This is a genomic window from Flaviaesturariibacter aridisoli (assembly GCF_004343705.1).
Classification (GTDB): Bacteria; Bacteroidota; Bacteroidia; order Chitinophagales; family Chitinophagaceae; genus Flavisolibacter; species Flavisolibacter aridisoli.
In genome coordinates this window covers 86,805-110,294 of record NZ_SKFH01000001.1, presented here as the reverse complement: position 1 = coordinate 110,294, position 23,490 = coordinate 86,805, and the positions used below count along the sequence as shown (strand labels likewise).

General features: G+C 58.6%; 26 protein-coding genes. 16 read left to right on the top strand and 10 right to left on the bottom strand.

Features of this window, described 5'->3' with window-relative positions; translation table 11 throughout:
* The first annotated feature begins 6 nt into the window (after nt 1-6).
* On the top strand, nt 7-603 hold the full coding sequence (locus E0486_RS00515; RefSeq protein ID WP_131850176.1) for an START domain-containing protein: 597 nt from the start codon (nt 7-9) through the stop codon (nt 601-603).
* 242 nt (nt 604-845) lie between these two features.
* Nucleotides 846-1,544 (top strand): response regulator transcription factor, encoded by a 699-nt coding sequence (locus E0486_RS00510; protein ID WP_131850175.1) that lies wholly within the window; start codon nt 846-848, stop codon nt 1,542-1,544.
* A 160-nt stretch (nt 1,545-1,704) separates the two neighbouring features.
* Here the strand turns inward: E0486_RS00510 and ruvB are convergent, their stop codons facing one another.
* Complete coding sequence (ruvB, locus tag E0486_RS00505) at nt 1,705-2,742, bottom strand: Holliday junction branch migration DNA helicase RuvB (RefSeq protein WP_131850174.1); 1,038 nt, start codon at nt 2,740-2,742, stop codon at nt 1,705-1,707.
* Between the two features lie 110 nt (nt 2,743-2,852).
* On the opposite strand from ruvB, the gene E0486_RS00500 reads away from it, so the two are divergent.
* From E0486_RS00500 to E0486_RS00470, 7 genes are all read left to right on the top strand, one after another.
* Entirely contained in the window at nt 2,853-3,281 is a 429-nt protein-coding gene (locus E0486_RS00500; protein ID WP_165917135.1) for a MarR family winged helix-turn-helix transcriptional regulator, read from the top strand.
* 101 nt (nt 3,282-3,382) lie between these two features.
* Entirely contained in the window at nt 3,383-4,279 is an 897-nt protein-coding gene (locus E0486_RS00495; protein ID WP_131850172.1) for an NAD(P)H-binding protein, read from the top strand.
* Nucleotides 4,280-4,341: 62 nt separating this feature from the next.
* Nucleotides 4,342-5,001 carry an NADPH-dependent F420 reductase gene (locus E0486_RS00490; protein WP_131850171.1) on the top strand — a complete coding sequence of 220 codons (660 nt, stop codon included), beginning with the start codon at nt 4,342-4,344 and terminating at the stop codon, nt 4,999-5,001.
* 57 nt (nt 5,002-5,058) lie between these two features.
* Nucleotides 5,059-5,682, top strand: coding sequence for a Rossmann-fold NAD(P)-binding domain-containing protein (locus E0486_RS00485; RefSeq protein ID WP_131850170.1), 624 nt, complete (start codon nt 5,059-5,061; stop codon nt 5,680-5,682).
* A 4-nt stretch (nt 5,683-5,686) separates the two neighbouring features.
* Nucleotides 5,687-6,442 carry a prolipoprotein diacylglyceryl transferase gene (locus E0486_RS00480; RefSeq protein WP_131850169.1) on the top strand — a complete coding sequence of 252 codons (756 nt, stop codon included), beginning with the start codon at nt 5,687-5,689 and terminating at the stop codon, nt 6,440-6,442.
* Nucleotides 6,435-7,856, top strand: a complete 1,422-nt coding sequence (locus E0486_RS00475; protein WP_131850168.1) for a radical SAM protein — start codon at nt 6,435-6,437, stop codon at nt 7,854-7,856. The genes E0486_RS00480 and E0486_RS00475 overlap by 8 nt, the downstream gene beginning before the upstream one ends.
* A complete protein-coding gene (locus E0486_RS00470; RefSeq protein ID WP_131850167.1) occupies nt 7,853-8,110 on the top strand; it encodes a hypothetical protein in 258 nt (85 codons plus the stop codon). Before E0486_RS00475 ends, E0486_RS00470 begins: the two co-directional genes overlap by 4 nt.
* Before the next feature lies 1 nt (nt 8,111).
* Here E0486_RS00470 and E0486_RS00465 read toward each other — a convergent pair whose 3' ends face one another.
* From E0486_RS00465 to E0486_RS00455, 3 genes are all read right to left on the bottom strand, one after another.
* Nucleotides 8,112-8,804 (bottom strand): peptidoglycan DD-metalloendopeptidase family protein, encoded by a 693-nt coding sequence (locus E0486_RS00465; protein ID WP_131850166.1) that lies wholly within the window; start codon nt 8,802-8,804, stop codon nt 8,112-8,114.
* Nucleotides 8,805-8,835: 31 nt separating this feature from the next.
* A complete protein-coding gene (locus E0486_RS00460) occupies nt 8,836-9,312 on the bottom strand; it encodes a hypothetical protein (RefSeq protein WP_131850165.1) in 477 nt (158 codons plus the stop codon).
* A gap of 321 nt (nt 9,313-9,633) precedes the next feature.
* A complete protein-coding gene (locus tag E0486_RS00455) occupies nt 9,634-12,744 on the bottom strand; it encodes a leucine--tRNA ligase (protein WP_131850164.1) in 3,111 nt (1,036 codons plus the stop codon).
* Nucleotides 12,745-12,906: 162 nt separating this feature from the next.
* Here E0486_RS00455 and E0486_RS00450 point away from each other — a divergent pair, with 162 nt between their 5' ends.
* From E0486_RS00450 to E0486_RS00430, 5 genes are all read left to right on the top strand, one after another.
* Entirely contained in the window at nt 12,907-13,779 is an 873-nt protein-coding gene (locus E0486_RS00450; RefSeq protein ID WP_131850163.1) for a cell division protein FtsX, read from the top strand.
* A gap of 117 nt (nt 13,780-13,896) precedes the next feature.
* Nucleotides 13,897-14,187 carry a DUF3098 domain-containing protein gene (locus E0486_RS00445; RefSeq protein WP_131850162.1) on the top strand — a complete coding sequence of 97 codons (291 nt, stop codon included), beginning with the start codon at nt 13,897-13,899 and terminating at the stop codon, nt 14,185-14,187.
* Nucleotides 14,184-15,005 carry an undecaprenyl-diphosphate phosphatase gene (locus E0486_RS00440; protein WP_131850161.1) on the top strand — a complete coding sequence of 274 codons (822 nt, stop codon included), beginning with the start codon at nt 14,184-14,186 and terminating at the stop codon, nt 15,003-15,005. The genes E0486_RS00445 and E0486_RS00440 overlap by 4 nt, the downstream gene beginning before the upstream one ends.
* A gap of 163 nt (nt 15,006-15,168) precedes the next feature.
* On the top strand, nt 15,169-16,551 hold the full coding sequence (locus E0486_RS00435; protein WP_131850160.1) for an MFS transporter: 1,383 nt from the start codon (nt 15,169-15,171) through the stop codon (nt 16,549-16,551).
* A gap of 74 nt (nt 16,552-16,625) precedes the next feature.
* Nucleotides 16,626-17,486, top strand: a complete 861-nt coding sequence (locus E0486_RS00430; protein ID WP_131850159.1) for an MBL fold metallo-hydrolase — start codon at nt 16,626-16,628, stop codon at nt 17,484-17,486.
* Between the two features lie 100 nt (nt 17,487-17,586).
* Here the strand turns inward: E0486_RS00430 and E0486_RS00425 are convergent, their stop codons facing one another.
* Nucleotides 17,587-18,420: a DUF3108 domain-containing protein gene (locus E0486_RS00425; protein WP_131850158.1), complete on the bottom strand. Its 834-nt coding sequence runs from the start codon at nt 18,418-18,420 to the stop codon at nt 17,587-17,589.
* Nucleotides 18,407-19,342, bottom strand: a complete 936-nt coding sequence (locus E0486_RS00420; protein WP_165917134.1) for a lysylphosphatidylglycerol synthase domain-containing protein — start codon at nt 19,340-19,342, stop codon at nt 18,407-18,409. Before E0486_RS00420 ends, E0486_RS00425 begins: the two co-directional genes overlap by 14 nt.
* Nucleotides 19,343-19,416: 74 nt before the next feature.
* Here E0486_RS00420 and ruvC point away from each other — a divergent pair, with 74 nt between their 5' ends.
* Both ruvC and E0486_RS00410 read left to right on the top strand, forming a co-directional pair.
* Nucleotides 19,417-20,007, top strand: coding sequence for a crossover junction endodeoxyribonuclease RuvC (gene ruvC, locus E0486_RS00415; RefSeq protein WP_207906176.1), 591 nt, complete (start codon nt 19,417-19,419; stop codon nt 20,005-20,007).
* A 66-nt stretch (nt 20,008-20,073) separates the two neighbouring features.
* The gene (locus tag E0486_RS00410) at nt 20,074-20,490 is read left to right on the top strand and encodes a hypothetical protein (RefSeq protein ID WP_131850156.1); all 417 of its coding nucleotides are present in this window, start codon (nt 20,074-20,076) and stop codon (nt 20,488-20,490) included.
* An 82-nt stretch (nt 20,491-20,572) separates the two neighbouring features.
* Here the strand turns inward: E0486_RS00410 and E0486_RS00405 are convergent, their stop codons facing one another.
* The 4 genes from E0486_RS00405 to rsmA form a co-directional block, all read right to left on the bottom strand.
* Nucleotides 20,573-20,959, bottom strand: a complete 387-nt coding sequence (locus E0486_RS00405) for an HIT family protein (RefSeq protein ID WP_131850155.1) — start codon at nt 20,957-20,959, stop codon at nt 20,573-20,575.
* Between the two features lie 172 nt (nt 20,960-21,131).
* On the bottom strand, nt 21,132-21,605 hold the full coding sequence (greA, locus tag E0486_RS00400) for a transcription elongation factor GreA (RefSeq protein WP_131850154.1): 474 nt from the start codon (nt 21,603-21,605) through the stop codon (nt 21,132-21,134).
* A 146-nt stretch (nt 21,606-21,751) separates the two neighbouring features.
* Entirely contained in the window at nt 21,752-22,687 is a 936-nt protein-coding gene (locus tag E0486_RS00395; RefSeq protein WP_131850153.1) for an NAD(P)-dependent oxidoreductase, read from the bottom strand.
* The gene (gene rsmA, locus E0486_RS00390) at nt 22,684-23,436 is read right to left on the bottom strand and encodes a 16S rRNA (adenine(1518)-N(6)/adenine(1519)-N(6))-dimethyltransferase RsmA (protein ID WP_131850152.1); all 753 of its coding nucleotides are present in this window, start codon (nt 23,434-23,436) and stop codon (nt 22,684-22,686) included. The genes E0486_RS00395 and rsmA overlap by 4 nt, the downstream gene beginning before the upstream one ends.
* Between the last annotated feature and the right edge of the window lie 54 nt (nt 23,437-23,490).

The window sequence follows — 23,490 nt, the reverse complement described above, 5'->3', positions numbered from 1 at the left end:
GGTCCTATGAAAACACTCGCCACCCTCCTGTTGTCGTTGGTCCTGCTGGGCGCTGAAGCCCAGGGAGGCTGGAAGCTCACCCGCGACCAGGGCGGTATCCGTGTTTTTCAATCGGATGGCAAGGGCTTTCGCAACATCCGCGTGGAATGCACGCTGAGCGGCACGCTCGACGCTTTTGAACGCACGCTGCGCAACGTAGCGGCCTTCCCGGATTGGGTGTATGGGAACAAGCGCGCCGAGCTCCTGAAGAGCGGCGGCCCCGACGACTACTATTATTATTCCGAGACGGCCCTGCCCTGGCCGCTGCAAAACCGCGACGCTGCCGTGCACGCCCGCTTTGAGCGCGACCCGAAGGGCCAGTGGCTGCGCCTCTACGAAAAGAGCGAAAACGGCCTCGTTCCGCCCCGCGACGGCAAGGTGCGGGTAGCGCAATCCGCCATCTCCTGGATCGTAACCCCGGCCGCAGGGGGGCAGCTGCACATTGTGTATACCTTCCAGGCCGACCCCGGCGGCTCTATCCCCGCCTGGGCTGCGAACGCCTTCGCGGACAAAGGCCCGTATGAGAGCTTTAAGAAGCTGGCGGTGCTCCTGAAGAGTCATTAAACCACGGCAATAAAAGTGGGCAAAGGAGCTAAGGTTCGGAACCGCAAAGAGAATAAGAAAAGAAGCTGGTACGCTAAGAGTAGTGTTACTTAGCGAATACCTTATTCCCTTCTTTTCTTCGCGGTGAAAAACTCTTCCTTACTTTTTCCACCTTTCCCATGGTGCTGTTTTTGCAGGGGTCTGGCTAACGGCTCCCTGTAAACGGGAATCCGTTACCTTTAAAGCGAATTAAAAAAGACAACATGGACGGAAAGAAAGCGAAGATCCTCCTGTGCGAGGACGATCCGAACCTGGGCAGTGTACTGAAGAATTACCTGGAACTGAACGACTACGACGTCACCCTGGAGCGCGACGGGCGCCTCGGACTGGCCGCTTTTCAGCGCGAGCCCTTCGACCTCTGCCTGCTCGACGTGATGATGCCGAATATGGATGGGTTTACGCTGGCTGAAGAGATCCGCGACATCAACCCCGACGTGCCCCTGTTCTTCCTGTCGGCCAAAACAATGAAGGAAGACATTATCCAGGGCTACAAGCTCGGCGCTGATGATTACATCACGAAGCCCTTCGATTCGGAGGTGCTGCTGCATAAGATCAAGGCCATCCTGAAACGCAACGAAGAGATCAACCGCGAACAGGAAAACCGCGAATACGACCTTGCTTCCTATCATTTCAACCCGAAGCTCCGCGAGCTGAGCCATGATGGCAAAACGCAAACCTTGTCGCCCAAGGAGAACGAGCTGCTCAAGATGCTCTGCGAGCACCTCAACGACCTCCTGCCCCGCGAGCAGGCCCTGAAGCGCATCTGGGGTTCCGACACGTATTTCAACGGCCGTTCGATGGACGTATACATCGCCAAGCTCCGCAAATACCTCCGCGATGATACACAGATCGAGATCGTGAATATCCACGGCAACGGCTTCCGCCTCGTGGTGCACAAATAGCCCCCTGCCCCCCGAAAGGGGGACCTGGATGGTCGTATCCTTATTACTTCAGTCTTACTTCAGATCAATACTAAACTAAAAGACCCGGATCGCTTCGCAATCCGGGTCTTTTCTATTCCCCCTTCCTATCGGGAAGGGGTTAGTGGAGGGGCGGGGTGGTCTACATGCTGAACAGGTTTCCCGTAGCGCCGAACTGTGGCCGGATCTTTCCCAGGTGCTGGTAGGCCTTGTCGGTAGCCTCGCGCCCGCGGGGTGTGCGCTGCAGGAAGCCTTCCTGGATGAGAAAAGGCTCGTATACTTCTTCGATAGTACCCGATTCCTCGCCCACTGCCGTAGCAATGGTGGTGATGCCGACGGGCCCACCCTTGAATTTTTCGATGATGGCGGCGAGTATGCGGTTGTCCATTTCGTCGAGGCCGTGCTCGTCTACGTTGAGGGCGCGCAGGGCGTGCTGGGTAATGCCTATATCGATCTGCGAGTCGTTGAGCACCTGGGCAAAGTCGCGCACGCGGCGGAGCAGGCCGTTGGCGATACGCGGCGTGCCGCGGCTGCGGCGGGCGATCTCGCCGGCGGCATCGGCCGTGATCTCGGCTTTCAGGATCTCGGCGGCGCGCAGGATGATCGTAGTCAGCGTCTTCGCATCATAGTATTCGAGGCGGCTCTTGATGGCAAAGCGCGACAGCAGCGGTGCCGTAAGCAGGCCGGAGCGCGTAGTGGCGCCGATCAGTGTAAAAGGATTCAGGTTGATCTGGATGGAGCGGGCGTTCGGACCCGAGTCGATCATGATGTCGATCTTGTAGTCTTCCATCGCCGAGTAGAGGTACTCTTCCACGATGGTGGACAGGCGGTGGATCTCGTCGATGAACAGCACGTCGTTGGGCTGCAGGTTGGTAAGCAGGCCCGCAAGATCGCCGGGCTTTTCAATCACCGGCCCGGAGGTCTCCTTGATGTTCACACCGAGCTCGTTGGCCACAATGCGCGACAGGGTGGTCTTACCGAGGCCAGGAGGTCCGTGAAACAGCACGTGGTCCAGCGCCTCGCCACGGAGCTTGGCGGCTTTGATAAAGATCTTGATGTTCTCGATGATCTGCGGCTGCCCCGAGAAGTCTTCGATCTCCTTTGGACGGATGTTGTTTTCGAACTCCTTTTCCGCCGCCGTCAGGCCTTCGGCACCCGACACTAAATTGGGATTGGACATGCGCTAAAGTTACCGAAAAAGTGCCGGAACGGGCTTTGGAAATCCGTTAACGAACTGTTGCAAAAATTTATTTGCATATACAAATGACAACTACCTACCTTTGTCTCGGAATGAAAACGACCGGCAGCAAATTCGCGCGATGCCTCTACTTCATGAGCGGTGCCCTGGCCCGCAAGGTGGAGAAGCTGGCACAGGAAAGCTGGAAGCCCCTGGGCCTCTCGCCTTCGCATGCCTACCTGCTGCTGGCCGTGCTGGAAGAACCGGGCATTCAGCCGGGCGCCCTGGCGGGCCAGCTGCAACTGCAACCAAGCACGATCACACGCCTGATGCAGAAACTGGAAGAAAAAAAGCTCCTCGTGCGCACCACCGAAGGCAAGGTTGCCAACGTGTACCCGACCCCCAGAGCAAAGGAGCTGCAGCCGAAAATGAACACCTGCCTCGAAGTTTTCTATGCGCAGTGCGATCGCCTGATGAACCCTTCGGAAGCCTCCGAACTGCTCCACTCGATGGGACGGATCGCCGACCGCCTGCACGAATAACATTTTTTTGACTCATCATTTGTATATACAATTATTGAAACCGAAAAACACGTTTCCAACCCACTCAAACCTTTTTAAAAACCCTCTTAAAACCCTTTCTTATGAAGTATGTGCTCCTGGGCGCTTCGGGCAATGTGACCCGCCCTCTTGCTGAAAGCCTGCTGGCCGCCGGCCACGATGTAACCGTCGTGGGCCGCAACGCCGAACACCTCAAGCCCCTGACCGATCGCGGTGCCCGTGCGGCCACCGGGTCGGTGGAAGATGTGGCCTTTCTGACCGAAACCTTCCGCGGCGCCGACGCGGTATACACCATGGTGCCGCCCAACTTCGGCGTACAGGGCGACTGGAAGAACTGGATCGCTGCCGTAGGCAAGGGCTATGCCGAGGCCATTAAGGCAAGCGGGGTTCACTACGTGGTCAACCTGAGCTCCATCGGCGCCGACCAGCCCGAAGGCTGCGGTCCCGTTACCGGCCTGTACCACGTGGAGCAATCCTTCAATGACCTCGACGGCGTGAACGTGCTGCACCTGCGGGCCGGCTATTTCTACACCAACCTGCTCGGCAACATCGGCATGGTCAAAGGAGCCGGTATCATCGGCGGCAATAACGGCGACGCGCAGGCACCGATGGTTCTCGTGCATCCCTCCGACATTGCCGAAGCGGCCGCCGCGGCCCTGCAGCAGCGCGACTTCAATGGCCACAGCGTGCGCTACGTGGCGAGCGACGTACGCAGCGGCGGCGATGTGGCCCGCAGCATCGGCGCGGCCATTGGCAAGCCGGAACTGCCCTGGGTAGGCTTCAGCGACGAGCAAACGCTCGAGGGCATGCAGGGTGCCGGGCTTCCTGCCGAGATCGCAAAAAATTACGTGGAGATGGGCGCCGCCATGCGTGAAGGCCGCATGCAGGCCGACTTCCTCAACAACGGGCACAAGCCCGTCGGCAAGCGCAAGCTCGAGGATTTCGCACCCGAATTTGCAGCGGCCTACAACGCCGGCTAAAGCCAGCACCGCCATGGAAGGAAGACGTTCTTTTCGTAACTTAAAGGCTAAACAGGATCACCATGAAGATCGGCGTATTGGGAACAGGCATGGTGGGCGAAACGCTCGCTACCGCTCTGATACAGCAAGGGCACTCCGTGCGGATGGGCAGCCGCAGTGCCGGGAATGACAAGGCCGCGGCCTGGGCCGCAAAGCACGGGGCCGATGCCTCCGAAGGTTCTTTTGCAGATGCGGCGGATTTTGGAGAGCTCCTGTTCGTGGCTACCCACGGCGGCTCCACGCTCCATGCGATCCAGATGGCCGGACCCGATAACTTTCGCGACAAGATCGTGATCGACGTGACCAACCCGCTCGATTTCTCGCACGGTATGCCCCCGCGGATCCTCAAAGAGTTCCAGGACGTATCGCTCGGCGAGCAGTTGCAACACGCCCTTCCCAGCGCGCACATCGTAAAGACCCTGAATACGATCAACAGCGAACTGATGGTGGATGCGCGGCACGTGCACGGCGGCGACCACGAGCTTTTTCTCTGCGGCGACGACCTTGCCTCAAAAGCCCTCGTCAGCAAGTTCCTCGAGCAGAATTTTAACTGGGAAGCGGCACACATCCGCGACCTGGGCGGTATATCCCTGGCCCGCACGATGGAGGCAATCGTGCCGTTGTGGGTGGTATTGTATGGCCATCTTGGCACCGGGATGTTCAACTACAAAATTGTACACTGATCGAAAGCCCCGCCCCAAGCGGGGCTTTTACGTACTTTCCCGGTATAAACCGATCGCATGAAATTCCATCACCTGCTACTGCTGTTACCGGTGGTGTCCGTACTGGCCGACTGTAAGTCCAAAGAATGCAGTAAAAAGATCTCCTGTCCTGCCTACGAACCGGGTGTGCTGGAAGCCTGGTTTCCCTACAACGCCAACGACCGCCTTCAGTTCCGCAACGCCAGCGGCCAGGTACGCACCGTAACGCTGCGCACCGAACAAACAACGGGTCCCTATGAAAGCAGGAACGGCACCGACTGCCAGGCCGTGCGGGCACTGGTTTCGCTGGAAACCGGAGCACGCGGCTTGCCCCTGGCCGTTTTTTCGCTGGAACAATTGCGTTCCGGGACCGACGGGTTCCGGGATCAAAGCGTATCGATCCGGATGGATAGCATTCATGGAAGCATTTACGGCGTACAGGATGCCGGCTTCGCCGGCGCGGAACTCGGCGGCCCTTTTACACCCCCGCAGACCGTTGCCTCCCTTACGTTGAACGGCCAAACATTTACCAACGTGCGGGCATTCCAACGGGACACGGGCAATTATCATTTTCCCGGTTTTCAGCGTTTATTCGTGGCGCGCAACAAAGGCGTCGTAGCTTTCTCCTTCTACCCCGACGACTCGCTCTGGGTACTGCAATAAGCTTATGAACTTCCCGGTTACCCTCCACATCGGCTCCTACGCACTTACGCTGCACGCGCTCCTGGAAACGGCGGCGTTCTTCCTCGGGTTTCGCTATTTCCTCTACCTGCGCCGGCGGCAGGGAGATGCGTTTGCCACGCAATCGCGCGCCTGGATCGTGCTCGGCGCCATTGTGGGCTCGCTGCTCGGCTCACACCTTATCGGCTCGCTGGAGCGGCCCTATGAATTGGCAATGAGCAAAAACCTGTTGCTCTACGTAGCAGGGAATAAAACGGTGCTCGGCGGCTTCCTGGGCGGACTGCTTGGCGTGGAGCTTACCAAAATGATCATCGGCGAGCAGCGCGCCTCCGGTGATCTCTTCGTGTACCCGATGATCCTGGCGCTCATCGTCGGGCGCATCGGCTGCTTTTCAATGGGCATCTACGAGGAGACGTACGGTATTTATACGGATAGTTTCTTCGGGATGAACCTCGGCGACGGCATCCCGCGGCATCCCGCGGCGCTTTATGAGATCGCGTTCCTGCTCCTGCTCGGCATTGCAATTCGATCAACCGCGCGACGCTTCGCACTGGCCGAAGGCGCCCTGTTCAAGCTGTTCCTGATCGCTTACTGCGCATTTCGCTTCGGACTCGATTTCCTTAAGCCCCACACCCCGGTTCTGTTCAGACTTTCCACCATCCAGCTTACGGCGCTTGCGGGACTTTTGTACTACCTTCCTTACCTGCTTCGCCCCAAAAAACTGACCGCCGTTTATGCCTGAACGCCCCTATACCTATTACGACTTCACCCTGAGCCTTTGCCCCGATTGCCTGAAGCGCGTCGACGCCAAGATCGTGTTCGAAGACGGCAACGTATACATGCTGAAGAACTGCGCCGACCACGGCTTTCAAAAAGTGCTTATCGCGACGGATGTGGAATACTACAAGAATATCCGCAACTACAACAAGCCCTCCGAGATGCCATTGCGCTTCAACACGAAAACGCAGTACGGCTGTCCCTACGACTGCGGCCTGTGTGTGGACCACGAGCAGCACGGCTGCCTGACCATCGTGGAAGTGACGGACCGCTGCAACCTGGCTTGCCCCACCTGCTATGCGGGCTCCTCGCCCTATAACGGGCGACATCGTACGCTCGAAGAGATCGAGCGCATGCTCGACATCATCGTGGCCAACGAAGGCGAGCCCGACGTCGTGCAGATCAGCGGTGGCGAGCCTACAATTCACCCCGATTTCTTTGCCATCCTCGATGCGGCGAAGCGCCGGCCCATCAAGCACCTCATGCTGAACACCAACGGCATCCGCATCGCGCAGGATCCCGGCTTCGCCGAGCGCCTGGCTACCTATTTGCCCGACTTTGAGATCTACCTCCAGTTCGACTCCTTCAAGCCCGCGGCGCTGGAAGCCTTGCGGGGAAAGGATCTCACTGATATACGAAAGAAAGCGCTGGCCGAGCTCAACCGGCTCAACCTCTCCACCACGCTTGTGGTGACGCTGCAAAAAGGACGGAACGACGACGAGATCGGAACCATCATCGACTTTGCGTTGCAGCAGCCTTCTGTGCGGGGAGTCACCTTCCAACCCACGCAGATCGCCGGGCGACTGGAAGGTTTCAACCCGGCCACCGACCGGATCACGCTCACGGAAGTGCGCCGGAAGATATTGGAGCAAACGGACGTGTTTGCGCCCAACGACATCATTCCGGTACCCTGCAATCCCGATGCGCTGGCCATGGCCTATGCGCTGAAGGTGGACGGCAATGTGCTCCCGATGACCCGCTATATAGATCCCGCCGACCTGCTGAACAACAGTAGAAATACGATCGTATATGAACAGGACGCCGGCCTCCAGCAACAGTTGCTGAAGATCTTCAGCACCGGCATCTCGGTGGACCGGGTGGAAAGCAACATGGCCCAGCTCCTGTGTTGCATCCCAAGGGTTGCGGCTCCCGGCCTTACGTACAACAACCTGTTCCGCATCATCATCATGCGCTTTATCGATGCCTGGGATTTCGACGTGCGCGCCATCAAGAAAAGCTGCGTGCACATTGTGCACAAAGACGGCCGCGTCATCCCTTTTGAAACGATGAATCTCCTTTACCGCGATGAAAAGGAAGCCTATCTTAAAAAACTGACCGGACGCGAAGAGGCGGCCGACCCGATACCCAGCTTCTCATGAACAACTCCTCCTTCGACAAGAAAACCTTCTGGATATTCGTGGGCCTCAACGTGGCTCTTTTCCTCGTGGGCATCGCGGGCGCCTTCCCGGCGTTCATCCTGTGGCTGGTGCTGAACTTCGTTCAGTTCATCGTGGGCGTGGTGCTGTCGTTCGGAAAGAACACCCGGCTGACGGGCACGCTGTTGCTGATCAGCGCATTTGTGCTGGTGGCGATCGGCGTTTCGGTGTGTTCGATGACGCTGGATTCCCTTTAGGCTATTCTGCCCGCTCCATCACGCGCAGCAGCACGTCGGGGTCGGGGCAGTTGCGGAGCCAGCTCTCGCGCTGCGAGTAGCGGCAAACACCAGGGTAGTCGCCCCACTTGCCCTGCATATCGATGATGACCTGGAAGTGCAGGTGCGGTGGCCAATGACCGTTCTCTTCGGCGACGCCGAAGGTGGCGATCTGCGTACCGGCTTTTACGGCCTGCCCTTCGACCTTCCCCTGCAGCGATGCGCGGCCCAGATGTCCGTACAGCGTATGGAATACGAATCCATTCACCTCGTGTTGTAGAATTACGGTGCCGCCATAGTCGCCGAACACGTTGTTGTCGGCAAAGCTGTGCACGATGCCGTCCAGCGGCGCGCTGACCGGAGTGCCGGCTGGCCCCCAAATGTCGATACCCAGGTGCAGGCGCCGCGGCTCCTCGCCCGACGTATCGAACTTTTCGGCGCGGGCGTAGATGGTCCGGTGCTCATTGTAGCCACCCACGCCGTAGCGGGCGCCTTTGCGGTGCAGCAGGTCTTCCACCCAGGCCGAGAAGCGCTCCGTGCTGGTAAAGGTCCCGGCATTGAGCCCGGCATTCCCGGCTGTCAGGTTCATCCGGAGCAGTTTGTCTCCGGCATCCAGCGGTACCACCGGCGCAGGTACCAGGCCCTGTAGCCGCATTTGAAATTCGTGGGTCTCCATCAGCACAAATATCGGGAACGGAAAGATTGGGTTACGTTTCGATACCAACAACGGCTGGTCGCTGGAATGCAGCTTCAATGTCGATGCGTGGCAACAGCCGCTCCTCGAGCAGCGCCGCGAAGGTTTCAAAATAGAGGATCACGTCTTCCCGCACATTCTTCTGCAGCCAGCGGAATCCACCCGGCAGGCGGTCGAGCACGGCCCGGTCCTGCAGGTATTCGAGGCAATGGATATCGGTAGGCGTCAGGCCGATGGCTTCGAGCTTGCTCAGCAGCAGTGTCACCGGCGCATCGGTAACGCCGCAATAGTCTTCGGCGATCTCGGTCCACTCACCGATGCCGCTGCGGGCATGGCGAAGGATCTCTTCGCGGCTGAGGTGCGTCAGCACCTGCAGCAGGTGGCCGCAGTTGCAGGACCCGTGGTCGCCCCAGGCGTAGGGCGCACCGCCGCGCAGCTGCCCCGCTGCATGGCGCAGGGCACTGATGAGGGTGAGGTTGGGATAGGCCATAACATGTGTTTCACCCATACAACAACAAACACCGTGCGTTGGTTTGCCAGAAAAATCCCATTTTTCGCACTATTGCTTTCCCGTCTTTTTTAGGCCAGGAAAGGAAGTAAGTGCCCGTTGCAGGAACAGCGCTCCGCGCAGGTCCGCGCAGCGGGACGCGTCAACTACGCTGCGAAACACGTCCTGAAGAGCGCGAAACCTTCAACTGAAACAACTGCCTTGTTTACGTGCGCCACCATAGCGTCAAATGAATTTCTTCAAGTTTTCGCGCTAAAAAAGGCGCTCCTTGCGGGGCGCCTTTAAACGTATTGCTATCCGTACTTATACAACTACATTGATCATACGTCCCTTCACAAACACCAGCTTCTTCAGGGGCTTTCCTTCCATCCACTTCTGCACCGTTTCGTTGGCCAGCACGATCTGCTGCACCTGCTCTTCGGTGGCGTCGAGGGCGATGTTGATCTGTGCGCGGTTCTTGCCGTTGATGGAAACCGGGTATTCCTTCGAGGATTCCACGAGGTATTGCGCCTCAAATGCCGGGAATGGTGCATCCAGCACAGAACCCTCGCTGCCGAGCGCAGCCCAGAGCTCCTCGGCGATATGCGGCGCATAGGGCGTCAGCAGCACCAGCAGCGGCGACAGGATGGCGCGCTTGCTGCACTTCAGGTCGGTCAGCTCGTTGACCGCGATCATGAAGGAGCTGACGGCCGTATTGAACGAAAAGCGTTCGGTGTCCTCTTCGATCTTCTTGATCGTTTTGTGCAGCACCTTCAGTTCCTCGTTCGTCGCGGCGGCGTCGCTGACCTGCAGGCCGCCTTCGTTGTAAAACAGGCGCCACAGCTTTTTGAGGAAGCGGTGGACGCCCTCGATGCCCTTCGTATCCCAGGGCTTCGACATTTCCACCGGCCCCAGAAACATCTCATACATCCGGAAGGTGTCGGCGCCGTACTTCTCCACGATGTGGTCGGGGTTGACGGTGTTCACCTTGGACTTCGACATTTTTTCCACTTCCGTGCCGCAGATGTATTTGCCGTCTTCGAGCAGGAATTCGGCATCCGCGTGTTCCAGCTTCCATTTGCGGAACGCTTCCACGTCGAGCTCAACGCCATCCACGATGTTTACGTCCACGTGAATGGGATCCACGCCGTCGTTGCCGAACTGTTCGATCAGGTTGAGCGAGGCGTAGGTTACGACCTTTCGCTTCGAAACGGGCAGCGTACCGATGTTGTCGCCCAACATCCGGCCCAGGAACGGCACCAGGTCGCCGCTGGCGTAGCGCTCCAGCACATCTTCGCGGCTGAGGACGCACAGCTGGTAGTCTTCCGTTTCGGGTGTCTGGAATTTCTTCGGCTCCCTGCCTTCGATGTTGCGGGAGCTGGTCACTTCGATGGCCACGCGTTTTGCATGCGAAATGAAATCGATCGGCGAATCCCGGTCGTGCTCGAACCCATACTCGCTGAACCCGGTGCGCAATACGTTCCAGAGCAGGTGCTCCACGCCTTTTCCATTGACGCGGTAGGCAAAGCGCGAGCTGCCCTGGATCATTCCCTGGTTGAGGAGCCGCTTGAACGGTTCATCGAACGAAATAAAGTCAAGATCGTACAGGGCTTTCGTCCACATTCGAGCGTACAGCAGGTGTCCCACCGCGTGCTCGGTACCACCCACGTAGAGGTCTACCTGGCGCCAGTAATCGGAGGCGCTTTTCGAGCAGAATTCGCGGTCGTTGTGCGGGTCCATGTAGCGGAGGAAGTACCAGGACGAGCCGGCATACCCTGGCATCGTGTTGGTCTCGAGGTGCTGGGCCGTCCACTCGGGCACATTGGCCAGCGGACCTTCGCCTTCGGGCCCGGGACCGTATTGCTCTACGTGCGGCAGTTCTAGGGGCAGCTCGCTTTCGCTCAGCGGGTACGCGATGCCTTCCTGCCATTGGATGGGGAAGGGCTCGCCCCAATAGCGCTGCCGGCTGAAGGCGGCGTCGCGGATGCGGAAGTTGGTGCGGCGGCGGCCGATGCCTTTTTCCACCAGCTTGTCGATCACCAGATCGATGGCTTCTTTGGCTGTTTTGCCGTTCACGAAATCGCTCTCGTGGAGCAGCAGGTTCTTGTCGGTCACGGCGTCTTCGCCGGTATAGGCATCGCCGAAAATATTGGTGATGGGAATGTTGAAGTGCCTGGCGAACTTATGATCGCGCTCGTCGCCGGAGGGCACGGCCATGATGGCGCCGGTGCCGTACCCGGCAAGCACGTATTCGGAGATCCACACCGGGATCTTCTTGCCGGAAAAAGGATGCTGCGCGTAAGCGCCTGTAAAGACGCCCGAGATCTTCTTCTCGGCCATGCGCTCGCGTTCGGAGCGGCTCTTTACATGCGCCACGTATTCATCCACCGCAGCACGCTGGGCTTCCGTAGTAATACGGGACACCAGCTCGTGCTCCGGCGCCAGCACCATGAAATCGACACCGAAGATGGTGTCGGGACGCGTGGTATATACGTCGAGGGTGAGGCCTGAGTCGTGAAGGGTGAAGGTGATCTCCGCGCCGCTGCTCTTGCCGATCCAGTTGGACTGCATTTCCTTCATTGCATCGGAGAAGTCGACCGTTTGAAGGCCATCGAGCAGGCGATCGGCGTACTCAGTGATCCGGAGGTACCATTGGCGAAGGCGCTTCTTGATGACGGGATAACCGCCGCGCTCACTCACGCCGTTCACCACCTCATCGTTGGCCAGCACGGTGCCGAGGGCCTCGCACCAATTCACCTCGCCGTACCCACAATAGGCGGTGCGGTATTCCATGAGGATGCCCTGCTGCGTTTTTTCATCGAAGCCTTTCCAATCGTCGGCCGTGAAGCCTGCGCCGCTGTTGCGGGAAGGGCTTTGCGCCTTGTGCCCCGGGATGACGTACTGCGCATTGGGGATCGGGTGGGAGGCATTGCCTTCCCGCTCAAAGGCGGCAATGAGGGTATCGATCTTTTCGGTCTTGTTCGTTTTGCGGTTGTACCAGCTGTGAAACAGCTGGAAAAAGATCCATTGGGTCCACTTGTAGTAACCGGGCTCAGAGGTGTTGACCTGCCGGCTCCAGTCGAAGCAGAAGCCGATCTTGTCGAGCTGGCTGCGGAAGGTGGCGATGTTCTTCGCCGTGGAGGCGGCAGGGTGCACACCGTGCTCGATGGCGTATTGCTCGGCGGGAAGTCCGAAGGCATCGTAGCCCATCGGGTGCAGTACGTTGAAGCCGCGGTTGCGTTTATAGCGGGCAAAGATGTCGGAGGCAATGTACCCGAGGGGATGCCCCACGTGCAGGCCGGCGCCGCTGGGATAGGGAAACATGTCGAGCACGTAATATTTCGGCTTCGACGATTCATTGGACACTTTGTAGGCGCCGCTGTCGGCCCAATGCTGTTGCCACTTCTGCTCGATCGCTCTGAAATGATACTCCATGGAAAAATTCTTCGAGATTAAAAACGGCAATAAAGGCCGCAGCCGGGCCGTTAGAGGGGCAAATTTAGCCCTTTCACGCCTTCGGTTTTGACAAAGCTTTAAGGGCCGCCCCCCGGGCAATTGCGGCAAACGACTATTTTTGTTCACTTCTAAAACTCGCGCATGGCACAATCCGGCAAAGCTTCCCTCAAACGCGGCAAACCTTCTTACTTCATGTCGGTCCTCGGCGTGACCCTGGTGTTATTCCTCCTGGGCATCCTCGGCTGGCTGGGCATCAACGCCAAGAAAGTGATGCAGCAGATCAAGGAAAGCGTGGAAGTGCAGGTGTACCTGAAGCCCACCACGCCCGAAACGGCGCGCGCGGCCCTGCAGGACAGCATCGGCGCCATGGCGGGGGTGAAAAGCGTGCGCTACGTAGACAAGGAAGAAGCGAAGCGCCAGTGGCTGAAGAGCGGCAACGAGGACTTTTCGGAGTTTCTCGAAAATTCGCTCCTCCCCTCCTCCATCAACTTCAACCTGCGCGAGGAATTCGTGGATTCCGCGCAGCTGGGTGCCATCAAGGCGCGCCTCCAGCATAATCCCAACGTAGACGAGGTGCAGTATTCGCGCGTGGCCGTGGGCTCAATGCAACGCAGCTTCCGCAACGTATCGCTGGTGCTGCTGGTGATTGTGGTGGTGGTGAGCGTGCTGGTGATCATCCTCATCGACAACACCATCCGCCTGGCGATGTTCTCCAACCGGTTTTTGATTAAAACCATGCAGATGGTGGGCGCCACCCGCGGCTTTATCGCCCGCCCGCTGGCGCTGCGGGCCGTGGTGAACGGCGCCGTAGCCGCCGCCATCGCCACCGCTGCCGTGTACGGCCTCATCCTGCTGGCCGAAAACTTCATCCCCGGTTTCAACGCCCTGTTCGACAGTCAGCTGTTCCTGCTCCTGTTCCTCGGACTCCTCGTCATCGGCGTCAGCATCACCGTGCTGAGCACCTACCGCAGCGTGCTGAAATACCTGAAGATGAAGCTGGACGAGTTGTATTGAATAATAACGATTGAATAAAGTCCATTGAATAATGTATGCAGAATAAGCAGGCCTCTGCGCCGGCGTTATTCAATATTCAATAAATATTAGACATTATTCATTTATTTTGCCCCTCTTATGGCTACTACTATCAGAAGATCCAAAACGGCCCGCGAAGAGCTGCGCCTGAGCGACAAGCCGCTTTTCGGCCGCGACAACCTGCTGTGGATGGGCATCGGCGCAGCCGTGATCATTCTGGGCTTCGTGCTGATGGCCGGTGGCGGCAGCAAGGATCCCAATACCTTCAACGCCACAGAGGTTTATAGCAAAACGCGTATCACCGTAGCACCGATCGTGATCCTGGTTGGCCTCGTTATCGAGATCTACGCCCTATTTCGCCGCCCGCGTAAAAGCGACCCTGCCGCATGACCCTTTTTGAAGCTATCGTGATCGCCGTCGTCGAAGGCCTCACCGAATTCCTGCCGATCTCTTCCACCGGGCACATGGTCATCACCTCCTCCCTGCTGGGCATCGGCACCTCCGACTTTACCAAATTATTCGAAGTGGCCATCCAGCTGGGTGCCATCCTGGCCGTAGTGGCCCTCTACTGGCGCAGGTTCTTTGACTTCGCGCGCTGGCAGTTTTACGTGAAGCTCGCCGTAGGCGTGGCCCCGGCCCTGCTTTTCGGCTTCCTGTTCAACGACAAGATCGACGAGCTGCTCGAAAGCCCGCTGACCGTGGCGCTGAGCATGCTGCTGGGCGGCATTGTGCTGCTGTTCATCGACAAGGCCTTCCGCAACCCGACCATCGAAAGCGACGACCAGATCTCCTACGGCAACGCGCTGGCCATCGGCTTCTGGCAGGTGGTCTCCATGATCCCGGGCGTGAGCCGCTCGGCCGCCTCCATCATCGGAGGCATGCAGCAAAAGCTGACGCGCAACCTGGCCGCGGAGTTCTCGTTCTTCCTGGCCGTGCCGACCATGTTCGCTGCCACCGCTTATTCGCTGTTCCTCAAAAAATGGAAGGAAACGGGCACCCCGCTGCGCGGTTACGAGCTCATCACTTCCTCTTCCGACAATATGGTGGTCTTCGCCGTGGGCAACGTGGTGGCCTTCGTGGTGGCCCTGCTCGCGATCCGCTTTTTCATCAACTACCTCAAAGTATACGGCTTCCGCTTCTTCGGCGTTTACCGGATCCTGATGGGCGCCCTGCTGCTCATCCTGTATTTCACCGGTACGTTCAGCTAAGAGCCGGCCGCTGACTTATAGCCGAAGGCGTCGTGAAAGCGACGCCTTCGGCGTTATTGCTTCCCTCGCCCGAGGCGAGGGAAGCAAGCTCCACGACCTGCAGACCTTTCACAGGCATCCCTCATCCGCTTTTCCCTACTTTTAGTCCTTCAAAACAAGCTGCATGGAAACTACTGTCGCTGCTCCCGGCATCCTCGAAGGCACAACGCAGGTCACCGCGCCCAAAAAGGTGGTCAATGCCTGGGCGATGTACGACTGGGCCAACAGCGCCTACAACCTCGTAATCACCTCCACCATCTTCCCGGCTTATTACGAGGCCATCACCGGCGACGACAACGAGCAGACCATCGACCATGTGACCTTCCTTGGCCGCAGCTTCGTGAATACCTCGCTATACAACTACGCCCTCGCGGTGGCCTTTCTCATCGTGGCGCTTGTGTCGCCGCTGCTTTCTTCCATCGCCGACACGCGTGGCAACAAGAAGTCGTTCATGGGCTTCTTCATGACCATGGGCTCGCTGGCCTGCGCCTCGCTCTTTTTCTTCGACCGCGGCACACCGCACTTCCTCTTTCTTGGGATCGCCTCGATGATCGTAGCCTGCGTGGGTTATTGGGCCAGCCTCGTTTTTTACAATTCCTACCTGCCCGAGATCGCCGCGCCGCAGGACCGCGACCGCATCTCGGCCCGCGGCTTTTCGTTCGGCTACGTAGGCTCGGTTTTGCTGCAGATCATCTGCTTCCTGTTCGTGATGAAGCCCGATCTTTTCGGCATTCCGAAAGGCACGCTGGGCGCTCGGATCTCCTTCCTCGCGGTGGCCCTCTGGTGGTTCGGCTTTGCGCTGCTGCCCCTGAGGCGCCTGCCGCGCCGGCAGGTGCGCAACGTACCCAAGGCCGCCCTGCTGGCGGGCTACCAGGAGCTTCGTAAAGTGTTCGCCCAACTGTCGCACATCCCCGTTCTGAAGCGCTACCTCGGATCCTTTTTCTTTTACAATATGGGGGTGCAGACCGTTATGCTCGCGGCCACGCTCTACGGCAAAGGCGAGCTCAAGATCCCCACCCAGAACCTGATCATCGCCATCGTGGTGATCCAGCTCATCGCCATCCCGGGCGCCCTGCTCATCTCGAGGCTCTCGGCCCGCATCGGCAACCTGAAGGCCCTGATGGTCTGCGTGCTGTTCTGGATCGGTTGCTGCATCGCCGGCTACGCCCTGCCTGCGCACAGCGCCACGCACCCCGACAACGACCGCTGCGTCATGAGCTTCTACGGGCTCGCCGTAGCCGTAGGCTTCGTGATGGGCGGCATCCAGAGCCTGAGCCGAAGCACCTACTCGAAACTGATGCCCGAAACCAAAGACACAACGTCCTTCTTCTCGTTCTTCGACGTCACCGAAAAGATCGCCATCGTGATCGGCATGTTTTCCTTCGGCATCATCAACGAGCTGACCGGCTCGCAACGCAACTCCGTGCTGACGCTGGTGCTGTTCTTCGCACTCGGGTTGATCGGTCTTTGGCTGACCCTCAGAAAGCAGCGGGAGGCGGGTTTTTAGTTTTTAGTTTGTAGTTTGTAGTTTGTAGTTGGCCGGCAACATCGGGGCAACTACCTCATTATCCCATTAATTTTATGAACCTATACAGCATTAATACAGGCAACTTCAAACTGGACGGCGGCGCGATGTTCGGCGTGGTTCCGAAAAGCATCTGGCAGAAACTCAACCCGGCCGACGAGAATAATATGTGCAGCTGGGCGATGCGCTGCCTGCTGATCGAAGACGGCGGCCGCCTCATGCTCGTCGACAACGGCATCGGCAACAAGCAGGATGCGAAGTTCTTCGGCCACTACTTCCTGCACGGCGACGATACGCTCGACCGCAGCCTGGCGGCGCACGGTTTCCAGCGCAGCGACATCACCGACGTATTTCTGACCCACCTTCACTTCGACCATTGCGGCGGCTCTATCGAGCGGCAGGGCGACCAGCTCGTACCCGCCTTCGCCAACGCTACTTACTGGAGCAATGAGGCGCACTGGCAGTGGGCCGTGCAGCCCAACGACCGCGAGAAAGCTTCGTTTTTGAAGGAGAACATTCTGCCGATCCAGGAAAGCGGGCAGCTGAAGTTCGTGAACGCGCCGGAAGGCAACGGCGAAAAGCTCGCCTCCCAGCCTTTTGCCGACGGCATCGACATCCGCTTCGTCAATGGCCACACCGAGAAGATGATGCTGCCGCAGGTCCGCTACAAGGACCGCACTATCGTGTTCATGGCCGACCTGCTGCCCTCGGCGGGCCACATCCCCCTGCCCTACGTAATGGCCTACGACACCCGCCCGCTGATGACGCTGAATGAAAAGAAAAGCTTCCTCGCCGAAGCCGCCGAAAACAACTACGTCCTCTTCTTCGAGCACGACCACCAGCGGGAGTGCTGCGAGCTCGTGCAGACGGAGAAAGGCATCCGGATGGGAGCCGAGTTCCCGCTGCGCGAGTTGTAGCGCGCGGATCACGCAGATCAACTTATTCGCTACAACAAAAGCCCGGCGCGTTGCGCCGGGCTTTCTATTATTTGCAGGATCCGCGCGATCGGCGTGCGGCCTAACGGAGGCTTTTCAGGCTCGCCAGCGGGTAGCGCAGGTTCTGGTAACCCATCATATCCACCTTCACGGAACCGACCTTCAGCGGTGTTTCCACGCGCAGCGGAATGCGGTTCTCGTCGTCGCTGACCCACACGGTCATCTTCTCACCGCCCTCAAACACGGTGCCTTTGATCAGCAGCGGCTTGAACTTGATGGCACGGAACTTACCATACTTGGTCTTGATATTGTCCTTGCCCTCGTAGCGGATGTACATGTTGTACACCTCGTTGTCGATGAACATATTGAAGCTGATCTTGTCGCCGGGCTTGTAGGCGTCGAAGTTGATGTTGCGGGCATAGTACAACGAGCTCATAACGTCCTGCACGCAGCCCGGCACCTTGAACACGCCGTCGTTGGTGATGGCCGTGTTGGCGTTGCGGTTGAAGGTGACGGTCTCGAACTTACGGTAGGAGTCCTCCTGGATGTTGCGCACAAACTTGTAGGGCTGCAGCGTGGAGGTGTCCATAAAGGTCTCGTAGCGGTCGTTGACCTTGGAGATCCACTCCAGCGAGGAGGTGGTCTTGCCTACGGCGGTGATGTGGTATACCGGCCGGTTATTGAGCCTTTCGGTATTCACGTTGATGGTGGCCGTGGCCGCGTTGACGTAGATGCCGATGATGGAATAATAGACGTTGTAGTTCAGCACTTCGCCATCCTGGAAGGTGGTATTGCGGGTGGCGCAGAAATCGGAGGGGGTGGCTACGGGCAGCTCTTGCTGGGGACGGCCGGCGCTTCCCCCGAAAAACAGGAGGCAGGCACCGGAAACGAACAGGATTGGTTTAAGTTTCTTCATATCGTTGCTTGAATAATTTGATTCCGAGGATCAGGATGCTGCCGGCCAGCGCCGGGATGACCAGGTTGATCAGCCAGATGGTCACCGATGTGAGCAAAATTCCCAAACTGTTGGCAGAAAACAAGCCGATCAGTTTGAGGCTTACTTCACCCCGGATCCCTACTTCCAGCAGCACCACGCTTGGAATGACAGCCAGCGCCAGAAACACCAGGCTCATCACCCCTACGGCAGGCAGCAATGATACAGTAACCGAAAACAAACGAAATGCTAAAAGGTACTGTATCACGAAAACCGCGTACCGGATAACGGATAGAAGCAATAAAAGGCCGAGCCGTTGCATCCCGAACTCCTGCAACGCCGTCACCAATGGCAACCAGGAAGCTTTGCGCAGCGCGGATTCCAGCCATTTTTCCAGGCCACCGACGTTAAAATAAAACAATGTTAAAATGCTACATATGAACAGCAGCCCGAACACGCCGAACTGGTAGGCAAGCGGGTGGAGCAGCCCGCCGTCGATCAGGCGGTCGCGCAGGGCGAAGAAGGCAAAGCAGCCGGCCCACAGCGTCACCAGCAGCTGCGCGAGGGAGCCCACCAGCGTCAGGGCGATGATCTTGAGGCGCCGTCCTTCGGGTAGATAGAGCATCCGCCCGAGGTATTCGCCGATGCGGTTGGGGGTACTTATGGAAAAGGAAACGCCGGAAAGGACGGCCTTGAACGATTGAACGAAAGAGATCCGCTGCACCGGCGCCACCAGGATCCGCCACTTGATGGCCTCCAGGCCCCAGTTGCAAAACATCAGCAACAGCAGCAACAGCAGGTAGCCGGCGCCAAACCCGGTTTTGAGCGCCTCCCAGGAGGCGGCCAGGTGCTGCTGCTGGTGCAGCGCGCGCCAGATGGACCACGACAGCCAGGCGAAGAGCAAGGGTCCCAGGAAGTAATTGCTAAATTTTTTACTAATTTTACCCAGCCGCATTGCCGTAAATATAACCGCCCCCCTTGCAAAAACAATCGAAAATCATCCTGGGCATCGACCCCGGTACCGTCATCATGGGTTACAGCGTGCTTGCTGTTTCCGGCAACGACCTCAAGGTCATCGAGCTCGATGCGCTGAAGCTGCCCGTAAAGGAAGACAGCTACGTGCGCCTGCAGCTCATTCACCAGAAGGTCAGCGAGCTCGTGCGCCTGCACCGGCCCCACACCTTCGCCATCGAGGCGCCTTTTTTCGGCAAGAACGTACAGTCGATGCTCAAACTCGGAAGGGCCCAGGGCGTAGCCATCGCTGCAGCCATGAGCGGCGGCATCCCCGTTACCGAATATTCACCCAAGCGCGTGAAGCAGGCCATTACCGGCAATGGCAATGCCGACAAGGAGCAGGTGTGGCAGATGTTGCACCGCATCGTTACTATTGAAGAATCGCCCAAGTATTTCGATGCCACCGACGCCCTCGCCGTCGCTATCTGCCACCATTTTTCCGACGGACTGCCGCAGGCCACGCGCAGCACCGGCCGCGCGCGCAACCCGCGCAAGGCCAAAGCGGCCACCGACTGGGACCGCTTCCTCGCCGCCAACCCGGATCGGCTGGCATAGTCAGCTCATGTGCTGATCTGCTCCTCTGCTACTAACCGGAAACAACAGGTATTGTATCTTAACCGCATGAAACAGATCGCGCTCGTTACCATTTCCTGCTTCCTGCTCACCGCCGGTGCTTCCGCTCAAACGACTCCGGTTCCGAAAGTGCTCCCCGATGGCGACTGGGTACTCGAAGAGGTAAATGACCTCGAAGGCTACGGCGTCACCTTTACCAACCGCAATACCGGCTTGCCCCCCGGCATTCCCGAGCTGCACGTCAGCGGGACCAGCGTTGACCTGATTACGACAGACAAAACGTGGAAGGGCAGCTGGACGATCCGCCAGGACAGCCTGTATATCGAACCCGGGGAAGGTATGCCGGCGCGCAGCTTCGGTATCGCCGCGATCGGCCCCAAAGAAATCCGCCTCCGCATCCTGCAAAAGGAAATACTGGAATTGATCTATCGACGCAAGCAGCCGGCGGCCCCTCCCAAGCAATAATCCTTCGCCCTCATCCTGCGACTGTGAACGGACGGGACGCGTTCGAAGCGCCATCCCGCCATGATCCCAGCACCCGATTTTTTCAAATGTGGGAGAGGATCTTCTGCTGTGCGGCCTTCAGCTGCTCCTCCGAAAGTTTCAGCTTCGGCTGTGTGAAATTGATGTCGTTGGCCGACGAAATGGGCACCAGGTGCAGGTGCGCGTGTGGCACTTCGATGCCGATCACCGACATACCCACGCGCTTTCCGAAAGCCTTTTCGATGGCGCGGGCGATGGGCTGCGCAAACAGGAGCATCCCGGACAGGTATTCGTCGGGCAGCTCGTACAGCTTGTCCACCTCCACTTTCGGGATCACGAGCACGTGGCCCTCGCGGAGGGGAAAGATGTCGAGGAAAGCAAAGAAGCGCTCGTCTTCGGCGATCTTGTAGGAAGGGATCTCGCCGGCGATGATCTTGGTAAAAATGCTCATAGAAGGAAATTAAGTCGAAGATGCGTCCGAACCGCTAAGGAAAGAAGAAAAGAAGGCCGTACGCTAAGATCTGTTTCAATAAAACAGCCCCGCCTGCGGCGGGGCTGTTACCGTATCGCTTTGCGAAACGTTTACTCGCTTTCTTTCTTAGCGGTGAAAAACCTTTTTCAGCTTAAACACTTATTTCCTCCACGCGGAACTTCATCGTTCCGGCGGGGGCGGTCACTTCGGCCACTTCCCCGACGGCTTTGCCGAGCAGGCCTTTACCGATGGGCGAGGTCGAGGAGATCTTGCCGCTTTTGAGGTCGGCTTCCTTTTCGGAAACGATCTGGTAGGTTACCTGCTTATTGTTGGTGAGGTTGGTCACTTTCACTTTGGTGAGGATGGACACCTTAGAGGTATCGATGGTCGCCTCGTCCACGATCCGCGCGGTGGCGATCTGGCCTTCGAGCTGCGCGATCTTGGCTTCGAGCAGGCCCTGTGCTTCCTTGGCGGCGTCGTATTCGGCGTTCTCGCGGAGGTCGCCCTTCTCGCGGGCTTCGGCGATGGCGCGCGAGGCCGCAGGACGATCCACCCCCTTCATATGCTGCAGTTCCGCCCGCATCTGCTCCAGCGTTTCCTTGGTCACATATTGAATTCCACTCATGGTCGTTCGGTTGAGTTATGAAAAAAAGAGCAACGCTCCAGTTGTTCACCGAAGCGTTGCCGTAAAGACAAATATAGTGAAAAGACGCGACGCCTGTTGCCTGCGCACTACCAATGACGGACGGTGGCAGGCGCACCCGGCTTATGTTACAGCAGGGCCAACGCTTCCAGTTTCTGCACCAGCAGGTCGCTCATGCGGCGAAAGCCTTCGAAGCTGTAGCCCGCGATGTGCGGTGTTACGATCACGTCGGGGCGGGCGCAAAGGCGCTCCAGCAGCGCCCGCTCGGCGGCAGTGTAGCTGCCAAGCTTTTCATTCTCCAGCACGTCGAGCGCCGCGCCGCGAATGAGGCCGCCTTCAAGTGCATCGAGCAGCGCCGCCGTGTCGGTCACGGGACCCCGGCAGGTGCTGATGAAAAAAGGCCGGCGCCGCATCCGCCCAAAAAAGGCGCGGTTCGCCAGGTGGCGGGTTTCAGCGGTCAGCGGCAGGTGCAGGCTCAGCAGCTCGGCTTCGTCCTGCAGCTGCTCCAGCGTTGCCTCGCGGATGTAGCCGTCCGTATACCCGCTTTTGTATTTATCCACCGCCAGCACGGTGCCGCCAAAGGGCGCCAGCAGGCGGGAAAAGGCGCTACCGGTGTTCCCATAACCGATCACCCCCACCGTTTTACCCCCGAGCTCGGTGCCGCGGTTTTCGTTGCGCCGCCACAGGCCCCGCTTCACTTCTTCGAAGGAACGCGGGATATGATTGAGCAGGCCCAGGGCAAGGCCCAGGGTATGCTCGGCCACGGCGGGGCCGTTGCCCTCGGGTGTGCTGATGCAGGCGATGCCGCGGGCGGTGGCCGCGGACGTGTCAATAAGTTCCATCCCCGAGCCAAGACGGCCGATCCAGCGGAGCAGCGGGGCGCGCTCCAGCAGGGCGGCGTCGATGCGAAGGCGGGTGGTCACTACAAGGCCCGTTATATCGCCGATGGCTTCGGAAAGTGCTTCGTAGCTAATGTCCGGCGCCTCGGTCACGCGGTAGCCGGCAGCCTCCAGCGAAGGACGCAGCGACTCGTGGGCCGGGGCGGTGATCAGGGCTTGTTTCATCGCATTCGGAAGGTAAGGGCGGCAAATTCGGCGACGCTCAGTTGCTCGGCGCGCCGGTTGAACAGTTCATCCTCCAGCTCGGTCTCGGTAAAAAGGCTTTTGACGGCGTTGCGCAATTGCTTGCGGCGCTGGTTGAAAGCGGCTTTTACCAGAACAAAGAGCTTTCGCTCCGAAGCGATATCGAGCGGCTCCCGGCGAGGGCTGAGGCGGATCACCCCGCTCATCACCTTGGGGGGCGGGTTGAAGGCGCCCGGTGGCACATCGAACAGGTATTCGACATCAAAAAAAGCCTGGGTGAGCACGCTCGTCACGCCATAGATTTTGTTGCCCGACGTGGCGGCGAAGCGCTGGGCCACTTCCTTCTGGAACATTCCCACGCAGCCTTCCACCTGGGCGCGCCACTCGATGATTTTGAAGACGATCTCCGTAGAAATATTGTAGGGGAAGTTGCCGACAACGGTAAAGGGCTCCGCAAAGGGCGGCGCCGTATCGAGAAAGCTCTGGTGGATGAGCTTGCCCCGGATGGCCGGCAGGTTTTGCTCCAGCCAGGCCACCTTTTCGTCGTCGATCTCCACGGCGCGGAAGTCGATGCCCGGCAGTGCGAGCAGGTATTTGGTCAGCGCACCACCGCCCGGGCCTACCTCCACCAGTCGGGCGAAGGGCCGCGCCTGCACGGCCTCCACGATCTTCCGGCAGATGTTCTCATCTTTGAGAAAATGCTGACCCAGCGACTTTTTCAACGTATACATGAAAGCAAAGTTAGGAGGTCGGAAGTGGGAAGTCGGAAGTTAGGTTCGGCGCTT